The sequence below is a fragment of the Vibrio sp. OPT41 genome (genome assembly GCF_015163595.1).
Classification (GTDB): domain Bacteria; phylum Pseudomonadota; class Gammaproteobacteria; order Enterobacterales; family Vibrionaceae; genus Vibrio; species Vibrio alginolyticus.
In genome coordinates this window covers 869,183-888,229 of sequence record NZ_JADDYH010000014.1, presented here as the reverse complement: position 1 = coordinate 888,229, position 19,047 = coordinate 869,183, and the positions used below count along the sequence as shown (strand labels likewise).

The following is a 19,047-nucleotide window of genomic DNA, read 5'->3' as shown; positions in this document are numbered from 1 at the left end:
TCGAACAGGGTGGAGAAGTCATCAATGGCATGGTTTTCTTGGCAACAAGCAAAACAGTTAGATCCGAGTCTTAATGCTCTCGATGGCTTCTTTACGGAGCCTCCGGTAAAAGTACAAACTGTTACCGGGGGGCTCACCAACCGTTGTTGGCGGTTGGAATCTTCTCAAGGCCTTGCATACATCTGGCGACCGACCAGTCATGTCTGCAAGGCTTTTTCAATTTCTCGTCACAGTGAATATCAAGTGCTGAATGCAGTCTCTTCATTGGAAATTGGCCCCAAGCCAGTTTTTATTCATGAGCAAGGGTTGCTGGTGGAATGGATAGAAGGAGAGGCACTGACGGAGTCAGGCTTAGCACTAAGCGATTTATTATCCATTGCGGCGAAGATTCATCAATATCCGATAAGCGCAATTCCTTTGGTTCCATTTTCATATATTTCTCGCATCGATCATTATTGGCTTGAGCTTGATGGTCAGTATGTGGGTACGGAGTTTGAGGCTTTGTACATGAAGTGGCGCACGGAACCGAACGTTGCACCTGTTCCGCTTGCCCTATGTCACTTCGATTTGGGGTGTTACAACCTAGTGCGAGGGGAGAGTGGGGTGAAAGTCATTGATTGGGAGTATGCCGGGATTGCTGACCCTAGGCTTGATTTGACCTTAACTATTCAGGTCGCGAATGCGCCTGTGGAAGAAGCGGTAAAGCAGTATTGCCAAATTCGAGGTATCGAAGATGTGTCTCTTTGGCTGAGAGGTGTACACGCTTGGCAACCAAGAACCTTGGTGATGGCGATGCTCTGGTATCTACTTGCCTATAAATTGTGGGGAACTGAACAATACTTAAACAGTGCGTATGAGTTGAAAGGCTCATTGTGTATGGAAGATCACTGTTTTGAGAACTCGTGATATTTTCCCCTTTAACAGTAAGGAAATAGTGGTAGTTTTAATAAAAGTACCAGATACACACAGGGAGAGGTACACATGATTATTTACTTACACGGCTTTGACAGTACAAGCCCGGGTAACCACGAAAAAGTTCTTCAACTGCAATTTATCGACGACGACGTTCGTTTTATCAATTACAGCACCCTTCACCCAAAGCACGACATGCAACACTTGTTAAAAGAAGTGTCTAAAGTTATCGATCAATCTGATGACCCAAACCCGTTAATCTGCGGGGTTGGTTTAGGTGGTTACTGGTCTGAGCGAATTGGTTTTCTATGCGGTATCAAGCAAGTGATGTTCAACCCGAACTTGCACCCAGAAAAAACGATGGCTGGTCGAATCGATCGTCCAGAAGAGTACGAAGATATCGCAACAAAATGTGTTGATCAGTTCCGAGCGAAAAATCAAGCTCACTGCTTAGTGATTCTCTCTAAAGATGATGAAGTGCATGACAATTCGAAAACGGCAGCTGAGCTAGAAAAACACTATCAAATCATTTGGGATGAAACTCAGTCTCATAAGTTCAAAAAAATCTCTCATCATTTACAAGCGATAAAGGCATTTAAAAATACTTATTAATGTTGAGTGTAGACAGTAAAGCGGCGTTTTTATCGGCTGCTTTGCTGCGATTCCTTCTCTTGAGTATGCCGAGCCACTGTCTCTTTGAAAGGCACATTTTCTTGGTTTAACGCTTTGAATATTGTGTTCTCCTTACCGTTTTCTTACTTCCCTCCTATGTAGCACGAACACCTTGTTGTAGAGTAGTCGAAAAGTAGTCAATCCGTACTCGTTACACGGATTTTGGTTGCCTTCAAAGTTGGTCTCTATATAATGAACCGGACTAAAATAATTTGATAAATATCAAAAAAAATTGAGAGCGAGTAATAAACTTGCCCAAAAAATTCTGGCGTCGTATGCGTACCAGATAAACATGCCAAACCCTGACAAGTCATTGATAGATAAAGAATCAAGGTGAGTGGCAGTTTTTTAATCCAAGTAATTGAGACACCTCTAAGAACCAAGAATTCATCGGTTGGATGGATGCCACAAATGTTTGTGAGTCATGCATCGAGCTGAACCCCATATATTCATTTTTGTAGAGGAAAATCATTGTGACACGCATTATCGTTGTAGGCGGCGGTGCAGGTGGTCTTGAGTTGGCAACTAAGCTTGGTCGAACTCTAGGTCGCAAAAACCGTGCGCAAATTACGCTAGTCGATCGAAAAGCGAGCCACTTGTGGAAGCCATTATTGCATGAGGTTGCTACAGGTTCTTTGGACGAAGGAGTAGATGCACTGAGCTATCGAGCTCATGCAAAAAACCACAGCTTCGACTTCCAAATGGGTAGCCTTCAAGACATCGACCGTGAACGTAAAGTGATCATCTTAAGTGAGCTTAAAGACGAACACGGTGAACTTCTTATGCCAAGCCGTGAGCTAGAATACGACATTCTAGTGATGGCGATTGGCTCGACATCAAACGACTTCAACACGCCTGGCGTTCGTGAAAACTGTATTTTCCTAGACAGCCCTGAGCAAGCACACCGTTTCCGTACAGAAATGAACAACGAGTTCCTAAAGCTGCACGCGAAAAACGGTAACGGTACGGTCGATATTGCGATTGTTGGTGCTGGTGCAACTGGCGTTGAACTATCAGCTGAGTTACATAATGCTGTTAAAGAGCTGCGCACTTATGGCTTCGGTGATCTTGATTCTAGCAAGTTGAACGTCAATCTGATTGAAGCAGGTGAGCGTATTTTACCAGCGTTACCTCCACGTATTTCTTCTGCTGCTCATCAAGAGTTGGTGAAGTTGGGCGTAAACGTGCGCACCGCCACTATGGTGACTAAAGCTGAAAAAGATGGCCTTACTACAAAAGATGGTGAGAAGATCCCAGCTCAAATCATGGTTTGGGCTGCGGGTATCAAAGCTCCAGACTTTATTAAAGATATCGCTGGCTTAGAAACGAACCGTATCAATCAGCTTGTAGTGAAAAACACACTACAGACAACACGAGATGATGACATCTTTGTTATTGGTGACTTAGCACAATGCACCCAGTCTGACGGTTCGTTCGTGCCGCCACGCGCTCAAGCTGCACACCAAATGGCAAGCCAGGCATTTAGTAACATCGTCGCGAAGATCAACGGGCGCGAGTTGAAAGACTATGTATATAAAGATCACGGTTCATTAGTGTCTCTAAGTCGCTTTTCAACCGTTGGTAGTCTGATGGGGAACCTAACTAAAGGGTCGATGATGGTAGAAGGCCGTATTGCTCGTGTCGTTTACATCTCGTTGTATCGCATGCACCTAATGGCGTTGCACGGTGTATTCAAAACCGGTCTGATGATGCTCGTCGGTCGCATTAATCGCGTGCTGCGTCCAAACCTTAAGCTGCACTAAGGTTTTAAATCCACTCTATGTGGATGTGTTGTATCTTAAAAAATGCAGAAGCCACCGCAAGTCGGTGGCTTTTTGTTTATGTTAGATCTGTCGGTAAAAGTGAGAACACAACGCCATCTTTAGGCTTACCCTGAAAAATAAACCGGTTTCTGGCGATGGCTTCTTTTTGTGCACCGACGGACTCAATTAAGGCTTGGCTAGCTTCGTTGTCGGGGTCACAAACAATCTCTAGTCGAGTTAAACTTAGCTTTGCGAAGCAGAATTCTGCTAAGGCTTTAACGGCTTCTTGGGCATAGCCTTGCCGTTGATAGCGGTCGGCAACCCAGTAACCAATACTCGCCATATTAAACGTATGATATAACTCATTAACCGCTGCCATTCCAACCAAAGTGTTACTTTGCCGCTCATAGATACCGAAACCAAAAGCCTCAGTTTTGACCCAGTTAAGACGGGTTGCCAACAGAAAGTCCTGCGCGGTTTTCAATGTGACGTTTTTATCACACCAGTCAAGCCATTGGTGCAGCGAAGGGGATTCTGCAAGTAATCGTTGTAGTGAATGTGCTTCTTCAGCAGGGATGAGCTTGAGCGCTAAGCGGGGCGCAATGATTTCAAAGTCTGGACTCATGAACTAATACGACTTCCATGTTGAGTGTAAGTAAATTGAAAGCTGTCTATTTATACTTGAACGCAGCTATTTTCCTTGCTCTGCGTTGGTTAGGAATAACTGAGGTATAGCAGATAAAAACAAAGCGCAGCTTTGCTGCGCTTTGTCGAACCGCTCGTGCTTATCGAACCCGACGAACTTGAATGATCATACCCATCAACGGGTTATCTAGGTAATGAGTCTCGCTGCTACGCATACGACGTTTTTGATCCATTCGATAACTCTTCAGGAATTTCTCTTCGGTTACTGTCGGCGATATTTCTGCCAAGTTACCGACTTGGACGTTACCATCTACTTCACCTAAGTCATCCGCCAATTGCTCAGTTGAGGTTGGTTCAAAACGCACCTCTCTAACACTTGGTTCGCGCAGATCTAGTGTTGTTTCGGCGAAGAGGTAATGCTGTACGTATATTTGGAATCGACCATCTAGTTCATATAAAGGACCATTGACCGTCTCTTCACTGTAACCGTCGCTGGAAAATGTTTGATTGCCATTGAGTGGGCGGCCATCTGCTTGATAAGAATCAGAGAAATCTCGCCCGCCAACGATGCGGAAAATTGGGGCGCTAGATTTACCTCGGTCACCTTGACGCCAGGCTACGTGTTTAAGCACTTTAAAGCCGGCATGATTATTTAGTGCCGCTTCTTGCGCGTTGAGACGGAAAGAAGAACTTGGCAAAAGTGTCACGCCTTTAGAGCGGCGGTAGGATTCACTCTCTAGGCTACCGACATTTTCCATATCGATTTTTGGCAGTTGATTCGGCCAAGATTCTGTTGTGCTTTCAGCGTCGACTGCTCGCTTGAAAATGATCACTTCAATATCAAATTGGCGCTGTGCCCAAGAGGGCATTGAGACACATAGAAGCAATAACGGGATCAGTATTCTCATTCGACTATTAGCTCGTTGGTAATAAATTCTGTTTAAAATCATTCAGTAAGTCTTGAACAAACTGAATGCGTTTACGTCGGTCCACCAATGGTACGCTAAACTTGAACTTAGTTGGACCTTCCATTGCAAATTTTTGCGGCTGTGATTGCAGCAGTTTAACTAAATACGCTGGATTTATGTCAGCATCAGGGTAAAACTCGATAAATCCACCTTTATCATGGGCTTCTATCTTTTTCGCTTTTAAACTACCAGCCGAAATTTTCAATTCTGAGACGGCAAGTAAGTTCTTTGTTGCGTCTGGAAGCAGACCAAAGCGATCAATCAGTTCCACTTTTAGCTCTGATAGTTCATCACTGCTTGTGACACTCGCAATGCGTTTGTACATCGACAGTCGTGTGTTTACATCCGGAATGTAATCATCTGGTAAGAGCGCTGGGATTCGCATTTCCACTTCAGTTTGCTCACGAAGCAGCTCATCCAAAGATGGCTCCTTGCCTTCTTTTAATGCTTGCACTGCTTGTTCCAGCATTTCCATATAAAGTGTAAAACCAACGGATTGAATTTGCCCACTTTGCTCATCACCAAGCAGCTCACCAGCACCACGGATTTCTAAATCGTGGGTTGCTAACGTAAAGCCAGCACCTAAGTCTTCCAGTGAAGCAATCGCATCAAGACGCTTGATGGCATCTTTGGTCATGGCTTTTGGATGTGGCGTTAATAAGTAAGCATAGGCTTGATGGTGCGAACGTCCAACACGGCCACGCAATTGATGCAACTGCGCCAAGCCAAGATTGTCCGCACGATCCATGATTATGGTATTCGCCGTTGGTACGTCGATACCGGTTTCGATGATGGTTGTACACACCAACACATTAAAGCGCTGATGGTAGAAGTCATTCATGATTCGCTCAAGTTCGCGCTCGCGCATTTGACCATGAGCCACGGTAATGCGTGCCTCTGGGATGAGTTTCTGTAAGTCTTCTGCCGTTTTTTCAATGGTTTCAACCTGATTGTGCAGGAAGTAAACCTGACCACCACGCATAATTTCACGCAGTACCGCTTCACGGACCACTGGCTCTTCTTTTTGTCGAACAAAGGTTTTAATGGCTAAACGGCGTGCAGGAGGTGTCGCGATGATCGACAGGTCTCGCATGCCACTCATTGCCATATTCAGTGTGCGTGGAATTGGTGTTGCGGTGAGGGTAAGAATGTCCACATCCGCACGCATTGCTTTGACTTTTTCTTTTTGACGAACCCCGAAGCGGTGTTCCTCATCAACGATCAACAAACCTAAATCTTTGAATTTAATGTCGCTCGAAAGCAGCTTATGCGTACCAACGACAATGTCTACTTTACCATCGGCAACGTCTTGCAGAATGACTTTTTGTTCTTTGGCAGATTTAAAACGAGACAGTACTTCAACTCGGATTGGTAAGTTGGCAAAACGGTCACGGAAGTTTTCGAAATGCTGCTGAGCAAGCAAGGTTGTTGGTACGAGTACGGCGACCTGTTTACTGTTATCCGTTGCGACAAATGCTGCGCGCATAGCGACTTCCGTTTTACCAAAGCCCACGTCACCACATACTAAGCGATCCATTGCTTTTGCCTGGCACATGTCTGACAATACGGCATTGATGGCCATCGCTTGGTCATCTGTTTCTTCAAACGGGAATGTTGCTTTAAATGTTGCGTATTGCCCACGATCTAGCTCAAATTTGAAGCCCGGTTTTAATTCTCGTTTTGCATACACATCCAGCAATTCTGCCGCGACGTCACGCACTTTTTCTGCCGCTTTACGACGTGCTTTTGCCCACGCTTCACCACCTAATTTATGCAGTGGCGCACTCTCTTCAGCGCCGCCAGAATAACGGCTGATAAGATTCAGTGATGAAACTGGCACGTAGAGCTTGGCATCGTTTTGATACTCAAGGGTGACGTATTCCGTTTTCATACCACCGGCTTCAAGTGTTTGTAAACCGATGTAGCGGCCAATACCGTGATCAATATGAACCACAGGTTGGCCGGGTTTTAGTTCGGCAAGGTGGCGAATAACGGTGTCACTGTTGACGGCTTTTTTATCTTTGCGGCGTCGCTGGATAACACGGTCACCGAGTAGATCACTTTCACAGATCAGAGCGAAGTTCAGATCTTCGTGAATGAAACCATGCTCTGCTGCGCCTAAGACCAAGCTGAATCGATCACCCGAGTCTAGAGCTTGGTAAAGTGAGCCATGTACGACTGGCCGAACTTTGATGCCTTGCAACAGCTCCGTTAGTGCTTCACGACGACCTTCTGACTCTACCGAGAAAACGATTTTGCCGCTGAATTGCTCACTAAACTGACGAAGGCGCGAGAGCGGCTCTTTATTTTGTTGTTGAACGCCAAGCTCGGCTAACGATTGTACTGGTAGGTTTTGACGACCGGCACGCTTAACCACTTTATCTAGGCTCAATTGAGCGATAGGGAGCTGTTTTAGTTGACTGAAAAGTTCGTCTTTTTTCAACCAAAGCTGTTCAGGAGTCAAAAGAGGACGCAGCGGATCAACTTTTTTCTGGTCGTATCGATATTCGACATCGGTTAAGAAAGTATCGACCGCAGATTCGATATCACCATATGTGATGACTTGAGAGTCTTCTGGCAAATATTCAAATAAAGTCTCGGTATGGTCAAAAAACAGCGGCTGCCAATACTCAATACCAGCGGGCCACGTGCCTTTGGTCACTTGCATGTAGATTGATTCAGGCTCGCGGCGTGCGTCGAACTGGGTGCGCCAACGTGTACGGAAATCTTCAATCGCTTCTTTAGTGGTTGGGAACTCATGTGCAGGCAGCAATTGGATTTGCTGAATATCGTCGATAGAGCGTTGGTTCTCTGGATCAAACGTGCGAATGGTATCTATTTCATCATCAAAGAAGTCGATGCGGTACGGGTCATTGCTGCCCATAGGAAAGAGATCCAGAATAGACCCACGACTTGCATATTCACCTGGTCCAAATACTTGATCTACATGGCGGTAGCCTGAATTTTCAAGTTGTACACGTAACTTCTCTAGCGAGAGCCGATCACCAGTTTTCACCATTAAAGTGTGTTGCAACAGAAAATCACGTGGCGATTGGCGTTGCAATACTGTACTGACCGGGACGATGGTTATGCCATCACGTTGACTTGGCAGTTGGTATAGGCGTGCGATACGTTCAGAGATGATTTCTTGATGCGGAGAAAAGTTATCGTAAGGCAGCGTTTCCCAGTCGGGGAACAGGCTTACCGTTTGGTCGGTGAATTGCTCAATCTCTGCCTGAAGCTTTAAAGCGATTTGCGGGTCAGGCACAACGAGTAGCGAGTGACTCGAATGCTGTTTGGCTAGCTCTGCAATGGCTAGAGGTAGAGCTGCGCCCGGCAAATTACCTAGCTGTTTTTTGTCGCCACGCTCTGAAGGGTTGGTGACGGAAAGAATCGTTGCTTTTGTCATAGGAATTATTTTTTATCTCGCTCCATCGAGCGCTGACGTAAAAGTTTTTGTTGTTGATACAGTGCCGCCTTTATCAGTAAATCTTGATCAGATTCTCGGAGCATCTTGTATCTAAGCGTGATAATGAAATCTTGCTCTGAAGCATCACATTCTTCTACTTGAGCGTAACAGTAAATCGCCGCAGCAGGGTGATCGAGGAACAGTTTAACACGAACGAGTTGTTGAGTAGTTAACGCTGTATCTGAGCGGAAACTGAGTTGACTAGCACCAAACTGCGTCGTTTGATAGCGAATGGAGGCGTCATCTTGTTGTGAAAGCATAAAGCTCAACAAGAGGTTAAGTTTCGCGTTTTGCGTATCAAGCAAGTTGATCACATGCTTTAACTCTTTGTTTTTCAGCTCTAGACGCGCGTTGTCTGCCAACATATCTAAGTGACTAAATTCACTGGCGACAATAAATGGTGCTGGAATTTCGGAGGCAAATGTTTCTTCATCTGGCAAAGCAAAGTCCGCACTCAACGTTTCGACGTTGATGGTGAGGTTATGATGGACGGTAAAGTATTCTTGCTCTGTCATATAGTCGATCCTTTTGCCAGTGAGCGCTCCCTGTTCACTCAACAAACAAAGAGAAATAGGGCACTGATTATCGCTAACTGAATGAAGTTATCAAGTTTAGCCGATTTGTCCTTGAACTTTTTGCCCTAAATACAGACTTATTGCATGTCGTTGACAAATTTAGCGATTCTCTTGTCTTCTTAATGAGAAGAGTAAGGTAAGATAATCCGCTAAAGCTTTATATCAAAACAACCAGTTGGTTTGTCTTATATGTATCATCCTATCTCATTGTTTATTGGCTTAAGGTATCTTCGGGGACGCTCTGGAGATAGGTTCAGCCGATTTGTTTCTTATATGTCGACGGCGGGTATTACGATCGGTGTAATGGCGTTGGTGACGGTTCTTTCTGTGATGAACGGGTTTGAATCGCAGTTAAAAGAACGCATTTTAGGTGTGCTACCTCATGCCGTGGTTTCGCAACACGATGGAAAAGCGCCTATGACCGAGTCTGCCCCTCCATTTGTTCAAGCGATGTCGAGTGAATCTCAGCCGGAGCCTATCGTTAGAGGAGAGGCTGTTATTCAGAGTTCTGCACAGCTGACGGCTGGTTACCTCATCGGTATTGAACCTAAGAAAGGCGATCCGATTAGCAACCATTTGATTGCCGGACGATTATCGTCACTTCATGCAGGTGACTACAATGTATTTTTGGGTCACAGTTTGGCGCGTTCACTAAAGGTCTCAATCGGGGATAAAGTACGCTTGATGGTGACCAACGCGACGCAGTTTACCCCACTTGGTCGTATTCCTAGCCAGCGAAACTTTACTGTCTCAGGCATTTTCAATACGGGATCGGACGTTGATGGTCAATTAATGATTGTGAACATGACGGATGCATCTAAGCTGATGCGTTTCCCTAAAGACACGGTTTCTGGTTGGCGTGTCTTTTTCTCTGACCCATTTATGGTGACGGATTTTGCTGACCAACCCATGCCTGATGGATGGGAATGGAGTGATTGGCGCGAACAGCGTGGTGAGCTTTTCCAAGCGGTGAAAATGGAAAAGAACATGATGGGACTTATGCTAGGTCTAATTGTGGGTGTCGCTGCATTCAATATTATCTCCGCTTTAATCATGGTGGTAATGGAGAAGCAATCAGAAGTCGCAATATTGAAAACTCAAGGCATGACTCAATCTCAAGTGATGACCATTTTCATGGTGCAAGGTGCAAGCAGTGGTGTAATTGGCGCGATTGTTGGTGGCGCTGCGGGCGTGATCTTGTCACTTAATCTAAATGCGATTCTTGAATCTGCTGGTGTGGCGCTATTCAGCTTTGGTGGTCATCTACCCATCTTGATTGATTCACTGCAAATTCTTTTAGTGGTGGTGTTGGCGATTGCTCTTAGCCTTGCTGCTACACTTTATCCTTCTTATCGAGCATCTTCTGTTAAACCTGCTGAGGCACTTCGCTATGAATAAGCTATTAGAATGTCGTGATATTCGTAAAGTCTACCGAGAGGGTTCGTTAGATACGGAAGTGTTGAAAGGCGTAAGTTTCGATATCGACAAAGGGGAGTTGGTTTCTATTGTTGGCTCTTCTGGTTCGGGAAAAAGTACCTTATTGCATATTTTAGGTGCGTTAGATGACGCAACTCATGGTGAAGTTGATTTTCTAGGGCAAAACCTATCAGCTTTGAGCTCGAACAAACAGGCGGCATTACGCAACAAGCACCTTGGTTTTGTATACCAGTTTCATCACTTGTTGGCTGACTTTACTGCGCTTGAAAATGTGGCGATGCCACTGATGATTGGCGGTGCTAAAGTAGCGGATGCAAAACAGGCGGCTAAAGCGCTGTTAGATAAAGTTGGTTTGAGTCATCGGATGCAACATAGACCCTCCGAGTTATCGGGCGGTGAGCGTCAGCGTGTTGCGATTGCGCGTGCATTGGTGAATAAACCTGATCTGGTCTTGGCTGATGAACCTACGGGGAACTTAGATCACAATACGGCACTGTCTATCTATGATTTGATGCGCGAGCTCAATAAAGAGTCAAACATTGCATTTTTGGTTGTCACGCATGACAAAGAGCTAGCAGCAAAAATGGATCGTCAAATGCACATGCAAGATGGTTTGCTCGTAGATCGTTTTGTGACTGATACAGCATCTGCGGAGGGCTAGTTTTGTTTACCTCTTTAGCTTTGATGATTGGTGGTCGCTTCAGTCGAGCGAAAAAGCGCAACAAGATGGTGTCTTTCATATCGCTTTCTTCGACTATTGGTATTGCGGTTGGCGTTGCTGTGATCATTATCGGTTTGTCTGCAATGAATGGCTTTGAGCGCGAGCTGCAATCGCGTGTGTTGTCTGTGATCCCACACGGCGAGTTAGAAGGTGTTAATGGACCACTTCATGACTACACCAAAACGATGAATCAAGCTCTAAAACATGAACATGTTGTTGCGGCAGCACCGTACGTTCGTTTTACGGGCTTGGCAGAAAAAGGCAGTAAGCTAAAAGCGATAGAAGTTCGTGGTGTAGAGCCTACTTTCGAGCAAGCGGTGTCGAGCTTATCGAATTTTATTGACCAAGAAGCTTGGCAAAACTTTTATGCCGGTCAGCAGCAAGTGATCTTAGGACGAGGTGTAGCAAACGAGCTAAATGTCGCCGTGGGGGATTACGCTACGTTGATGATTCCGCAAACAGGCGGCGCAAATAAAGTGCAGGCTCCTAAGCGAGTGCGCGTGAAGGTGTCAGGGTTCTTAACATTGAATGGCCAAATCGACCACTCTCTAGCGTTAGTACCATTAGCGGATGCTCAGCAATACGCGAGATTAGGGGAAGGGGTCACTGGCATTTCACTAAAAACTGACGATGTTCTCAATGCGCCTTCTATTGTTCGCGAGGTTGGTAGCATGGTTGATGTTTACGTGTATTTGAAAAGCTGGCAGCAAAAGTTTGGTTTTTTGTATCGCGATATTCAGCTCGTGCGCACCATTATGTACTTGGTGATGGTACTGGTGATTGGCGTGGCATGTTTTAATATTGTGTCTACGTTGATGATGGCAGTGAAAGACCGAGCGGCGGAAATTGCAATTTTGCGAACAATGGGAGCAAAAGATAGCCTAATCAAACGGATCTTTGTTTGGCAAGGTGTATTCTCTGGTGTATTTGGTAGTCTCGTCGGCAGTGTTATCGGTGTCTTAGTAGCGTTAAACCTGACTCCGTTAATTAAAGGGCTAGAGAGCTTAATCGGTCATCAGTTTTTATCGGGTGATATTTACTTCGTTGACTTCTTACCATCACAACTACACTGGCCAGATGTCGCATTGGTGTCAGTGACGGCGATAGTGCTTAGTTTACTTGCGACTTGGTATCCTGCTTCGCGTGCCGCAAGGTTGAATCCGGCGGCTGTACTGAGTTCTAAATAGCTGATTGTTTTACAATATGCGAAAAACAAAAAGGACCGAATTCGGTCCTTTTTTGTATTTATCCGACTTGAGTAACATCGCGTTTCATTCTAACTGTTAGATGCCCCTCAACTGATAGCTCAAATGCTGATTTTTACGCAGTAAGGTCTTATCTTATTTTGCGTTTTTGCCAGCTCCGTACCACTGAGTAGCGCCAAAGCCCTCGAATTCCGAAGTAGCCAATAATCGCGGATACAACCCCACAAATTGCGCAGCCCAATAGAAATGGAGGTCCAATGGTGCTCATTTGCTGCATGATGAATTCCCACGATAGTTCAAAGTGAAAAGGTTGCGGGGGAAGACGCATCACTAGAGCACCTAGCTTGTACGCAAAGTAAAATAGCACAGGCATAGTGATAGGGTTGCTGATCCATACCAAAGCGACGGAGAGGGGCAGATTGACACCCAACATAATGGCCAAGCCAGCGGCCATGATCATTTGGCTCGGCAGCGGAACAAAAGCCATAAATAACCCGACAGCAAAAGCCCCTGATGCCGAGCGGCGGTTTAAGCACCACAAGTTCGGGTTGTACAACACATTGCCGAAGACCTTCAATGCTTTTTGGCGTTTGATCAATTCATGATCTGGCATGAAGCGTTTTATCAGCTTTCTAGGCATAGGACAGCATGACTCTCTCAGAAAAAAGTTGGACCTTGGCGTTATTTGTAGCGAGCGTAATCTCGTCAGCTTGGTGGCCGACAATACCAGATTGGCGTTGGTTGCTGCTGGGAATAATAACCACTGGCTCAATAATCAAATTACGTCGTGGCTTAATTAGCATAGGCGCAATTGCGGGCTTTATGGTTGTCATCGTCCACGGCAATGTATTGGAGTCTCAGAGACAAGCCCTTTTTCAAGCAGGGGAGAATATTACCATAATTGGTAAAGTTGACAGCCCTTTTACGCAAATAAGTCACGGTTATGAAGGTATTGTCGCTATAGAAGCGGTAAATTCTCAAACTCTGTTACCTTTTCTTAAACCTAAAATCCGTCTTATTACGCCTTTTCCACTCGATGTTAACAGTGAGTTTACGACATCCATCTCGTTAAAGCCGATTACAGGTCTACGCAACGAAGCTGGCTTTGATGCTGAAAAGCACGCGATGAGTAAAAATATTATCGCCCGAGCGGTTGTTAACAAAGATGCTAAGTGGATTGTTCGTTCTAATGTATCTCTGCGTCAATCCATTATTGCCGATGTCGCTGATGATGTGTCTTCCCTTCATCATTTCTCGTTAATAAATGCGTTAGTTTTTGCTGATCGTTCTTGGCTGTCTAAAGAGGATTGGCAAGCGCTCAGGGACAGTGGTTTACTGCACTTGGTCTCCATTTCTGGTTTACATATTGGTATGGCGTTTACTTTTGGGCTAGTCGTGGGCGGTACCGTTCGTTATCTATTACCCCAATACCAGTTGTTGCCTAGCTTATATGGGCTGATCTTCGCTGTTGCCTACGCTTGGTTAGCGGATTTCTCTCTGCCTACTACGCGAGCAGTGTCGGTATGCGTTGTTTACGTTCTCCTGAAGTATACTCTGGTGCACTGGACTTCTTGGCGAGTTCTTTTGCTTGCAGTATCTCTACAACTGCTTGTCCAACCTTTTGCATCCTACAGTATGAGCTTTTGGTTATCGTACCTCTCCGTTTGTGCGGTATTGTTCGCAATTAATTTGATTCGACATCAAAGGGGAGGTTGGAAAGCGCGATTAAAAGCGTTATTGCTTACTCAATTGATGTTGAGCGCTTTAATCGTACCTGTTAGTGGCCATTTCTTCTCCGGTTTTAGTTTGTCCTCAATAGCCTACAACTTGGTATTTATTCCTTGGTTCGGATTTATCGTTGTACCTTTGATGTTTCTAGCCCTGTTCTCATCTTTGTTTCTTGAAATGATAGCGAAGCCTCTGTGGCATTTGGTGGACTGGTCATTACAGCCATTGAGCACGTCAATACAGTACGCAATAGGTTCTTGGCAACCTATTAGCATGGAAATGACAATGCTGGTTATGGCTATAGTGGTTTGCTTAATATTTCAACGGTTCATGTCTCAGTACGCGTGGTATTTGTTACTCGGCATCGTTATTAGTATCAAGTTTGCAGCGGAGTATGAACCGCATTGGCGTATCGATGTATTAGATGTAGGTCATGGCCTTGCAGTGGTTGTAGAAAAAGACGACAAGGTGTTGCTGTATGACACTGGTAAAGCATGGCAAAGCGGCAGTATCGCAGAGCAGGTCGTCACTCCGGTTTTGCATCAACGAGGTTATGAAAGCATAGATACACTGATTCTAAGCCATTCCGATAATGATCACGCAGGCGGCCGCTTTGTCATTGAAGATGCCTTTTCTCCACAACGTAAACTTAGTAGTCAATTATTTATCGAATATGAGCCTTGCACTAGAGGCGACCAATGGAAATGGCAAGGATTAAACATGGAAGTGCTCTGGCCTCCTGCACTTGTTCAACGTGCGTATAATCCGCACTCCTGTGTACTACGACTTACTGACCCTATTTCTAACTTTAGTATGCTTTTTACTGGTGATATTGAGGCCATTAGCGAGTGGATTTTGCTTAGAGAACCCGGAAAGTTACAAAGCGATGTGATGCTAGTCCCTCACCACGGGAGTAAAAGTTCATCGAATCCTCGATTTATTGAGGCGGTGAGCCCGAGTGTGGCGGTTGCTTCTTTAGCAAAAAACAATCGATGGGGAATGCCAGCGGAAAATGTCGTTGCTTCATACCGAAAGTTTGGTATTACTTGGCTTGATACTGGTGAGGGTGGTCAGGTAAGCTTCTTTATTCACCGTGATAATTGGCGCTCAGAAACCAAACGTAGCGATACATTTGAGCCTTGGTATAGGCAGATGCTGCGTAAGGGAGTAGAATGAGAGTCTTAATGTAAGAAAATAAAGCACTTCTATGTCGATAAATACTGATGAAACGACTTGGCAGACGTTTAAGCGTCTATGGCAATTTATTCGCCTTTATAAGTCAGGTCTTGTCGTTGCAGTCATTGCATTAGTTATTAATGCTATATCAGATACCTATATGATTTCCCTACTAAAACCGCTACTCGATGAAGGTTTTGGGAACGCTGAGTCTGATTTTTTACGCACGCTTCCATTGATTATTTTTGCCATGATGTTTATCCGTGGCATAAGTGGATTTGTCTCCACCTACTGTTTGAGTTGGGTATCTGGCAACGTAGTTATGCAAGTCCGTCGCATGGTGTTCAATCACTTTATGCATATGCCAGTGTCATACTTTGATAAGGAAAAGACGGGCAACTTATTGTCGCGTATAACCTACGACTCAGAGCAAGTATCAGCGGCAACTAGCCAAGCGTTGGTGAGCATTGTGCGTGAAGGCGCAAGTATCATTGGTCTGTTAGTCTTGATGTTTTACAACAGCTGGCAATTGTCGCTAGTGCTGTTTGCTGTTGCTCCCGTTGTGGCATGGGGTATTGGTGTTGTTTCTAAACGTTTTAGAAAAATATCCAAAAATATGCAGACCATGATGGGTAACGTAACTGCATCAGCAGAGCAGATGCTGAAAGGCCATAAAGTTGTGTTGAGCTATGGCGGCCAAGACATCGAACGTAAACGATTTGAAAAAGTCAGCAACCAAATGCGTCAACAAAGCATGAAGTTGGTGACGGCTCAAGCGGCGGCTAACCCTATCATCCAAATGATTGCATCACTTGCAATTGTTGCCGTTCTTTATTTAGCAAGTATTGATTCGATTAAAGAGCAACTGACTCCAGGTACATTTACTGTTGTCTTCTCTGCAATGTTTGGTCTGATGCGCCCACTTAAAGCGCTGACTAACGTTACTTCTCAGTTCCAACGTGGTATGGCCGCGAGCCAAACGCTCTTCGCGTTAATTGACCTCGAGCCTGAGAAAAACGAAGGTAAGTTGACAGTTGAACGCGCAAATGGCGATGTTTCAGTTAAAAACGTAAGCTTTACTTACACTGGTGCAGAAAAACCAGCATTGGAAAATGTCAGCTTCGATATTCCAAGAGGAAAAACGGTGGCGCTAGTTGGCCGTTCTGGCTCAGGTAAAAGTACCATCGCGAACTTGTTCAACCGCTTCTATGATGTTGACAGTGGATCTATCACATTAGATGGGCATGATATTCGTGATTACGAGCTAAAGAATTTACGCCAGCAATTTGCACTAGTATCGCAAAATGTTCATTTGTTTAATGACACGATAGCAAACAATATTGCGTACGCAACGGATGGCCAATATGAGCGTAGTGATATCGAGAAAGCGGCAACACTCGCGCATGCGATGGAGTTCATCGGCAAAATGGATGATGGACTGGATACCATGATTGGTGAAAATGGTGCTAGCTTGTCTGGTGGTCAACGCCAACGTGTTGCGATTGCGCGAGCTCTATTGCGTGATGCTCCAGTGCTGATTCTTGATGAGGCAACTTCGGCTTTGGATACCGAATCCGAGCGAGCTATTCAAGCTGCACTTGATGAGCTGCAAAAAGACAAAACGGTACTTGTAATAGCGCACCGCTTATCCACAATCGAGAAAGCCGATGAAATTCTTGTGGTTGATGATGGTGCCATCATTGAACGTGGCAACCACGCTGAGCTTATTGAGAAAAATGGTGCGTATGCACAATTGCACCGTATTCAGTTTGGTGAATAAGCGCGGTGATTGAAAAAATCTGGTTTGAAAACCATCCAATAAAATATCTCTTGTGGCCGCTTTTGTGGCCACTGAGTTTATTATTTGGAGCGATAAGCAAGTCAAAGCGAAAGCAATACCAAACTGGCCGCAAGCAAGCTTATAATGCGCCTATACCTGTTGTTGTGGTTGGCAATATCACTGCTGGTGGCAATGGTAAAACACCAGTTGTTGTGTGGCTTGTTGAGCAACTACAGCAAATGGGCTTTAAGCCGGGGGTTGTTTCTCGTGGTTATGGGGCAAAGGCTCCTGCCTATCCGTTAGTGCTAAAAGAAGATACGCCAGCGAAGCATTGTGGCGATGAACCTAAGTTGATTCATCGCCGTACAGGAGCACCTGTTGCGGTAGATCCTGTGCGTTCAAATGCAGTGAAAGCACTGCTAGATTTGGATGTGGATATCATAATTACGGATGATGGATTACAACATTATGCGTTAGGCCGTGATATTGAGTTAGTGATTGTGGATGGTAATCGCCGGTTTGGGAATGAAAGCCTGATTCCATTAGGTCCTTTACGTGAAGGTATTGAGCGACTTAAAGAAGTCGACTTTATCATCACCAATGGCGGTCAAGCGCATACGGGCGAAATCGCAATGGCTTTAGCACCCTCTAAAGCTATTAATCTTAAGACTAAGCAACATGTGGATGTCTCGGAGTTGAAAGACCTCGTCGCATTTGCGGGCATTGGTCATCCTCCGCGTTTTTTTCATACACTAAACTCGATGAACGCAGATGTTAAAGTCACAAAAGGTTTTGCTGACCATCAAGACTTTGATCAACAAGAATTAGAAGCATTGGCTCAACAAGGGACCAATGTGATTATGACCGAGAAAGATGCCGTCAAGTGCAGCCATTATGCGCAAGATAATTGGTGGTATCTGCCTGTATCTGCCCAGTTTGAATCAAACGATGCAGAGCAAATTTTAAATAGAATAAAAGAGGTTAAAGCGGCTTATGGATCACCGTCTACTTGAGATTGTAGCTTGCCCTGTTTGCAAAGGTAAGCTGACGTACGATAAAGATAATCAAGAGTTGATCTGCAAATTGGATCGCCTTGCTTACCCGATCAAAGAGGGTATTCCAGTTCTGCTAGAGCCTGAAGCTCGCACTATGAGCATGGATGAGGGACGCTAATGTCTTTTACGGTTGTCATCCCTTCGCGCTACGCATCGAGCCGTTTGCCTGGTAAACCGCTAGCGGATATTGGTGGTAAGCCTATGGTTCAGTGGGTTTATGAACAAGCGCTACAAGCGGGTGCGGAAGATGTCATCGTTGCAACTGATGACGAGCGTGTTGCGAAAGCGGTTTCGTCATTTGGTGGTAAAGTTTGTATGACCTCTCCCCAGCACGAATCAGGTACGGAGCGTCTTGCAGAAGTTGTTGAAAAGATGGCTATTCCGTCAGACCACATTATTGTTAATGTGCAAGGGGATGAGCCTTTGATTCCGCCGTCCATCATTCGTCAGGTTGCTGATAACTTATCAGGGTGTGAAGCCCCGATGGCGACGTTAGCTGTAGAAATAGACTCGGAAGAGGAAGTGTTCAACCCGAATGCTGTTAAAGTTGTCGCCGATGAGCAAGGCTATGCGTTGTACTTTAGTCGAGCAACCATCCCTTGGGATCGCGATAACTTTGCTAAACAAGACAAAACCATTGCCAACCCATTAATGCGTCATATTGGTATTTATGCTTATCGAGCTGGTTTCATTTATACGTATGTCAACTGGGCACCAAGTGCATTAGAGCAGATTGAGTGTCTTGAGCAACTGCGAGTGCTTTGGTACGGTGAAAAAATTCATGTGGCGGTAGCGAAAGAAGCACCAGCGGCAGGGGTTGATACGCCCGAAGATCTAGAAGCCGTGCGCGCGATTGTTGCAAAGCAAGCGTAACAAATGCTCATATAGATTTAAGAATAAACAAGGCTCCTGAATTAGGAGCCTTTTTGTTTTACTTGTAT

16 protein-coding genes are annotated in these 19,047 nt (G+C 45.1%); 11 read left to right on the top strand and 5 right to left on the bottom strand.

Annotated features, from left to right (window positions below; genetic code table 11):
- Positions 1-24 precede the first annotated feature (24 nt).
- The 3 genes from thiK (at position 25) to IQP38_RS07575 (ending at position 3,347) form a co-directional block, all read left to right on the top strand.
- The gene (gene thiK / locus IQP38_RS07585; RefSeq protein ID WP_017634746.1) at positions 25-906 is read left to right on the top strand and encodes a thiamine kinase; all 882 of its coding nucleotides are present in this window, start codon (positions 25-27) and stop codon (positions 904-906) included.
- Between the two features lie 75 nt (positions 907-981).
- Positions 982-1,524 carry an alpha/beta hydrolase YcfP gene (gene ycfP / locus IQP38_RS07580; protein WP_005378464.1) on the top strand — a complete coding sequence of 181 codons (543 nt, stop codon included), beginning with the start codon at positions 982-984 and terminating at the stop codon, positions 1,522-1,524.
- A 533-nt stretch (positions 1,525-2,057) separates the two neighbouring features.
- On the top strand, positions 2,058-3,347 hold the full coding sequence (locus tag IQP38_RS07575; protein WP_005378463.1) for an NAD(P)/FAD-dependent oxidoreductase: 1,290 nt from the start codon (positions 2,058-2,060) through the stop codon (positions 3,345-3,347).
- A gap of 76 nt (positions 3,348-3,423) precedes the next feature.
- Here the strand turns inward: IQP38_RS07575 and IQP38_RS07570 are convergent, their stop codons facing one another.
- From IQP38_RS07570 to IQP38_RS07555, 4 genes are all read right to left on the bottom strand, one after another.
- Positions 3,424-3,972 (bottom strand): GNAT family N-acetyltransferase, encoded by a 549-nt coding sequence (locus IQP38_RS07570; RefSeq protein WP_005387823.1) that lies wholly within the window; start codon positions 3,970-3,972, stop codon positions 3,424-3,426.
- Between the two features lie 160 nt (positions 3,973-4,132).
- The gene (locus tag IQP38_RS07565; protein WP_080773703.1) at positions 4,133-4,900 is read right to left on the bottom strand and encodes a peptidoglycan binding protein CsiV; all 768 of its coding nucleotides are present in this window, start codon (positions 4,898-4,900) and stop codon (positions 4,133-4,135) included.
- A 7-nt stretch (positions 4,901-4,907) separates the two neighbouring features.
- Positions 4,908-8,369, bottom strand: a complete 3,462-nt coding sequence (gene mfd, locus IQP38_RS07560; RefSeq protein ID WP_053303252.1) for a transcription-repair coupling factor — start codon at positions 8,367-8,369, stop codon at positions 4,908-4,910.
- 5 nt (positions 8,370-8,374) lie between these two features.
- Complete coding sequence (locus tag IQP38_RS07555) at positions 8,375-8,944, bottom strand: hypothetical protein (RefSeq protein WP_017634743.1); 570 nt, start codon at positions 8,942-8,944, stop codon at positions 8,375-8,377.
- Positions 8,945-9,193: 249 nt separating this feature from the next.
- Here IQP38_RS07555 and lolC point away from each other — a divergent pair, with 249 nt between their 5' ends.
- Genes lolC through lolE form a run of 3 tightly spaced genes read left to right on the top strand, consistent with a single transcriptional unit; the run spans position 9,194 to position 12,349 of the window.
- Positions 9,194-10,402: a lipoprotein-releasing ABC transporter permease subunit LolC gene (gene lolC, locus IQP38_RS07550; RefSeq protein WP_025998625.1), complete on the top strand. Its 1,209-nt coding sequence runs from the start codon at positions 9,194-9,196 to the stop codon at positions 10,400-10,402.
- Positions 10,395-11,102 carry a lipoprotein-releasing ABC transporter ATP-binding protein LolD gene (gene lolD / locus IQP38_RS07545; protein ID WP_005378457.1) on the top strand — a complete coding sequence of 236 codons (708 nt, stop codon included), beginning with the start codon at positions 10,395-10,397 and terminating at the stop codon, positions 11,100-11,102. Before lolC ends, lolD begins: the two co-directional genes overlap by 8 nt.
- Before the next feature lie 2 nt (positions 11,103-11,104).
- Complete coding sequence (gene lolE, locus IQP38_RS07540; RefSeq protein ID WP_193837459.1) at positions 11,105-12,349, top strand: lipoprotein-releasing ABC transporter permease subunit LolE; 1,245 nt, start codon at positions 11,105-11,107, stop codon at positions 12,347-12,349.
- A 148-nt stretch (positions 12,350-12,497) separates the two neighbouring features.
- Here the strand turns inward: lolE and IQP38_RS07535 are convergent, their stop codons facing one another.
- Complete coding sequence (locus tag IQP38_RS07535; protein ID WP_005387834.1) at positions 12,498-13,007, bottom strand: DUF2062 domain-containing protein; 510 nt, start codon at positions 13,005-13,007, stop codon at positions 12,498-12,500.
- 8 nt (positions 13,008-13,015) lie between these two features.
- Between IQP38_RS07535 and IQP38_RS07530 the strand changes: the two genes are divergently transcribed.
- The 5 genes from IQP38_RS07530 to kdsB are packed head-to-tail and all read left to right on the top strand — an operon-like array spanning position 13,016 to position 18,979.
- Positions 13,016-15,271: a DNA internalization-related competence protein ComEC/Rec2 gene (locus IQP38_RS07530; RefSeq protein ID WP_053303250.1), complete on the top strand. Its 2,256-nt coding sequence runs from the start codon at positions 13,016-13,018 to the stop codon at positions 15,269-15,271.
- Positions 15,272-15,302: 31 nt separating this feature from the next.
- Positions 15,303-17,051, top strand: a complete 1,749-nt coding sequence (msbA, locus tag IQP38_RS07525; protein ID WP_042522131.1) for a lipid A ABC transporter ATP-binding protein/permease MsbA — start codon at positions 15,303-15,305, stop codon at positions 17,049-17,051.
- 5 nt (positions 17,052-17,056) lie between these two features.
- Complete coding sequence (gene lpxK, locus IQP38_RS07520) at positions 17,057-18,064, top strand: tetraacyldisaccharide 4'-kinase (RefSeq protein WP_053303249.1); 1,008 nt, start codon at positions 17,057-17,059, stop codon at positions 18,062-18,064.
- Positions 18,045-18,224 carry a Trm112 family protein gene (locus tag IQP38_RS07515; protein WP_005378451.1) on the top strand — a complete coding sequence of 60 codons (180 nt, stop codon included), beginning with the start codon at positions 18,045-18,047 and terminating at the stop codon, positions 18,222-18,224. The genes lpxK and IQP38_RS07515 overlap by 20 nt, the downstream gene beginning before the upstream one ends.
- A complete protein-coding gene (gene kdsB, locus IQP38_RS07510; protein WP_053303248.1) occupies positions 18,224-18,979 on the top strand; it encodes a 3-deoxy-manno-octulosonate cytidylyltransferase in 756 nt (251 codons plus the stop codon). Before IQP38_RS07515 ends, kdsB begins: the two co-directional genes overlap by 1 nt.
- Positions 18,980-19,047 lie beyond the last annotated feature (68 nt).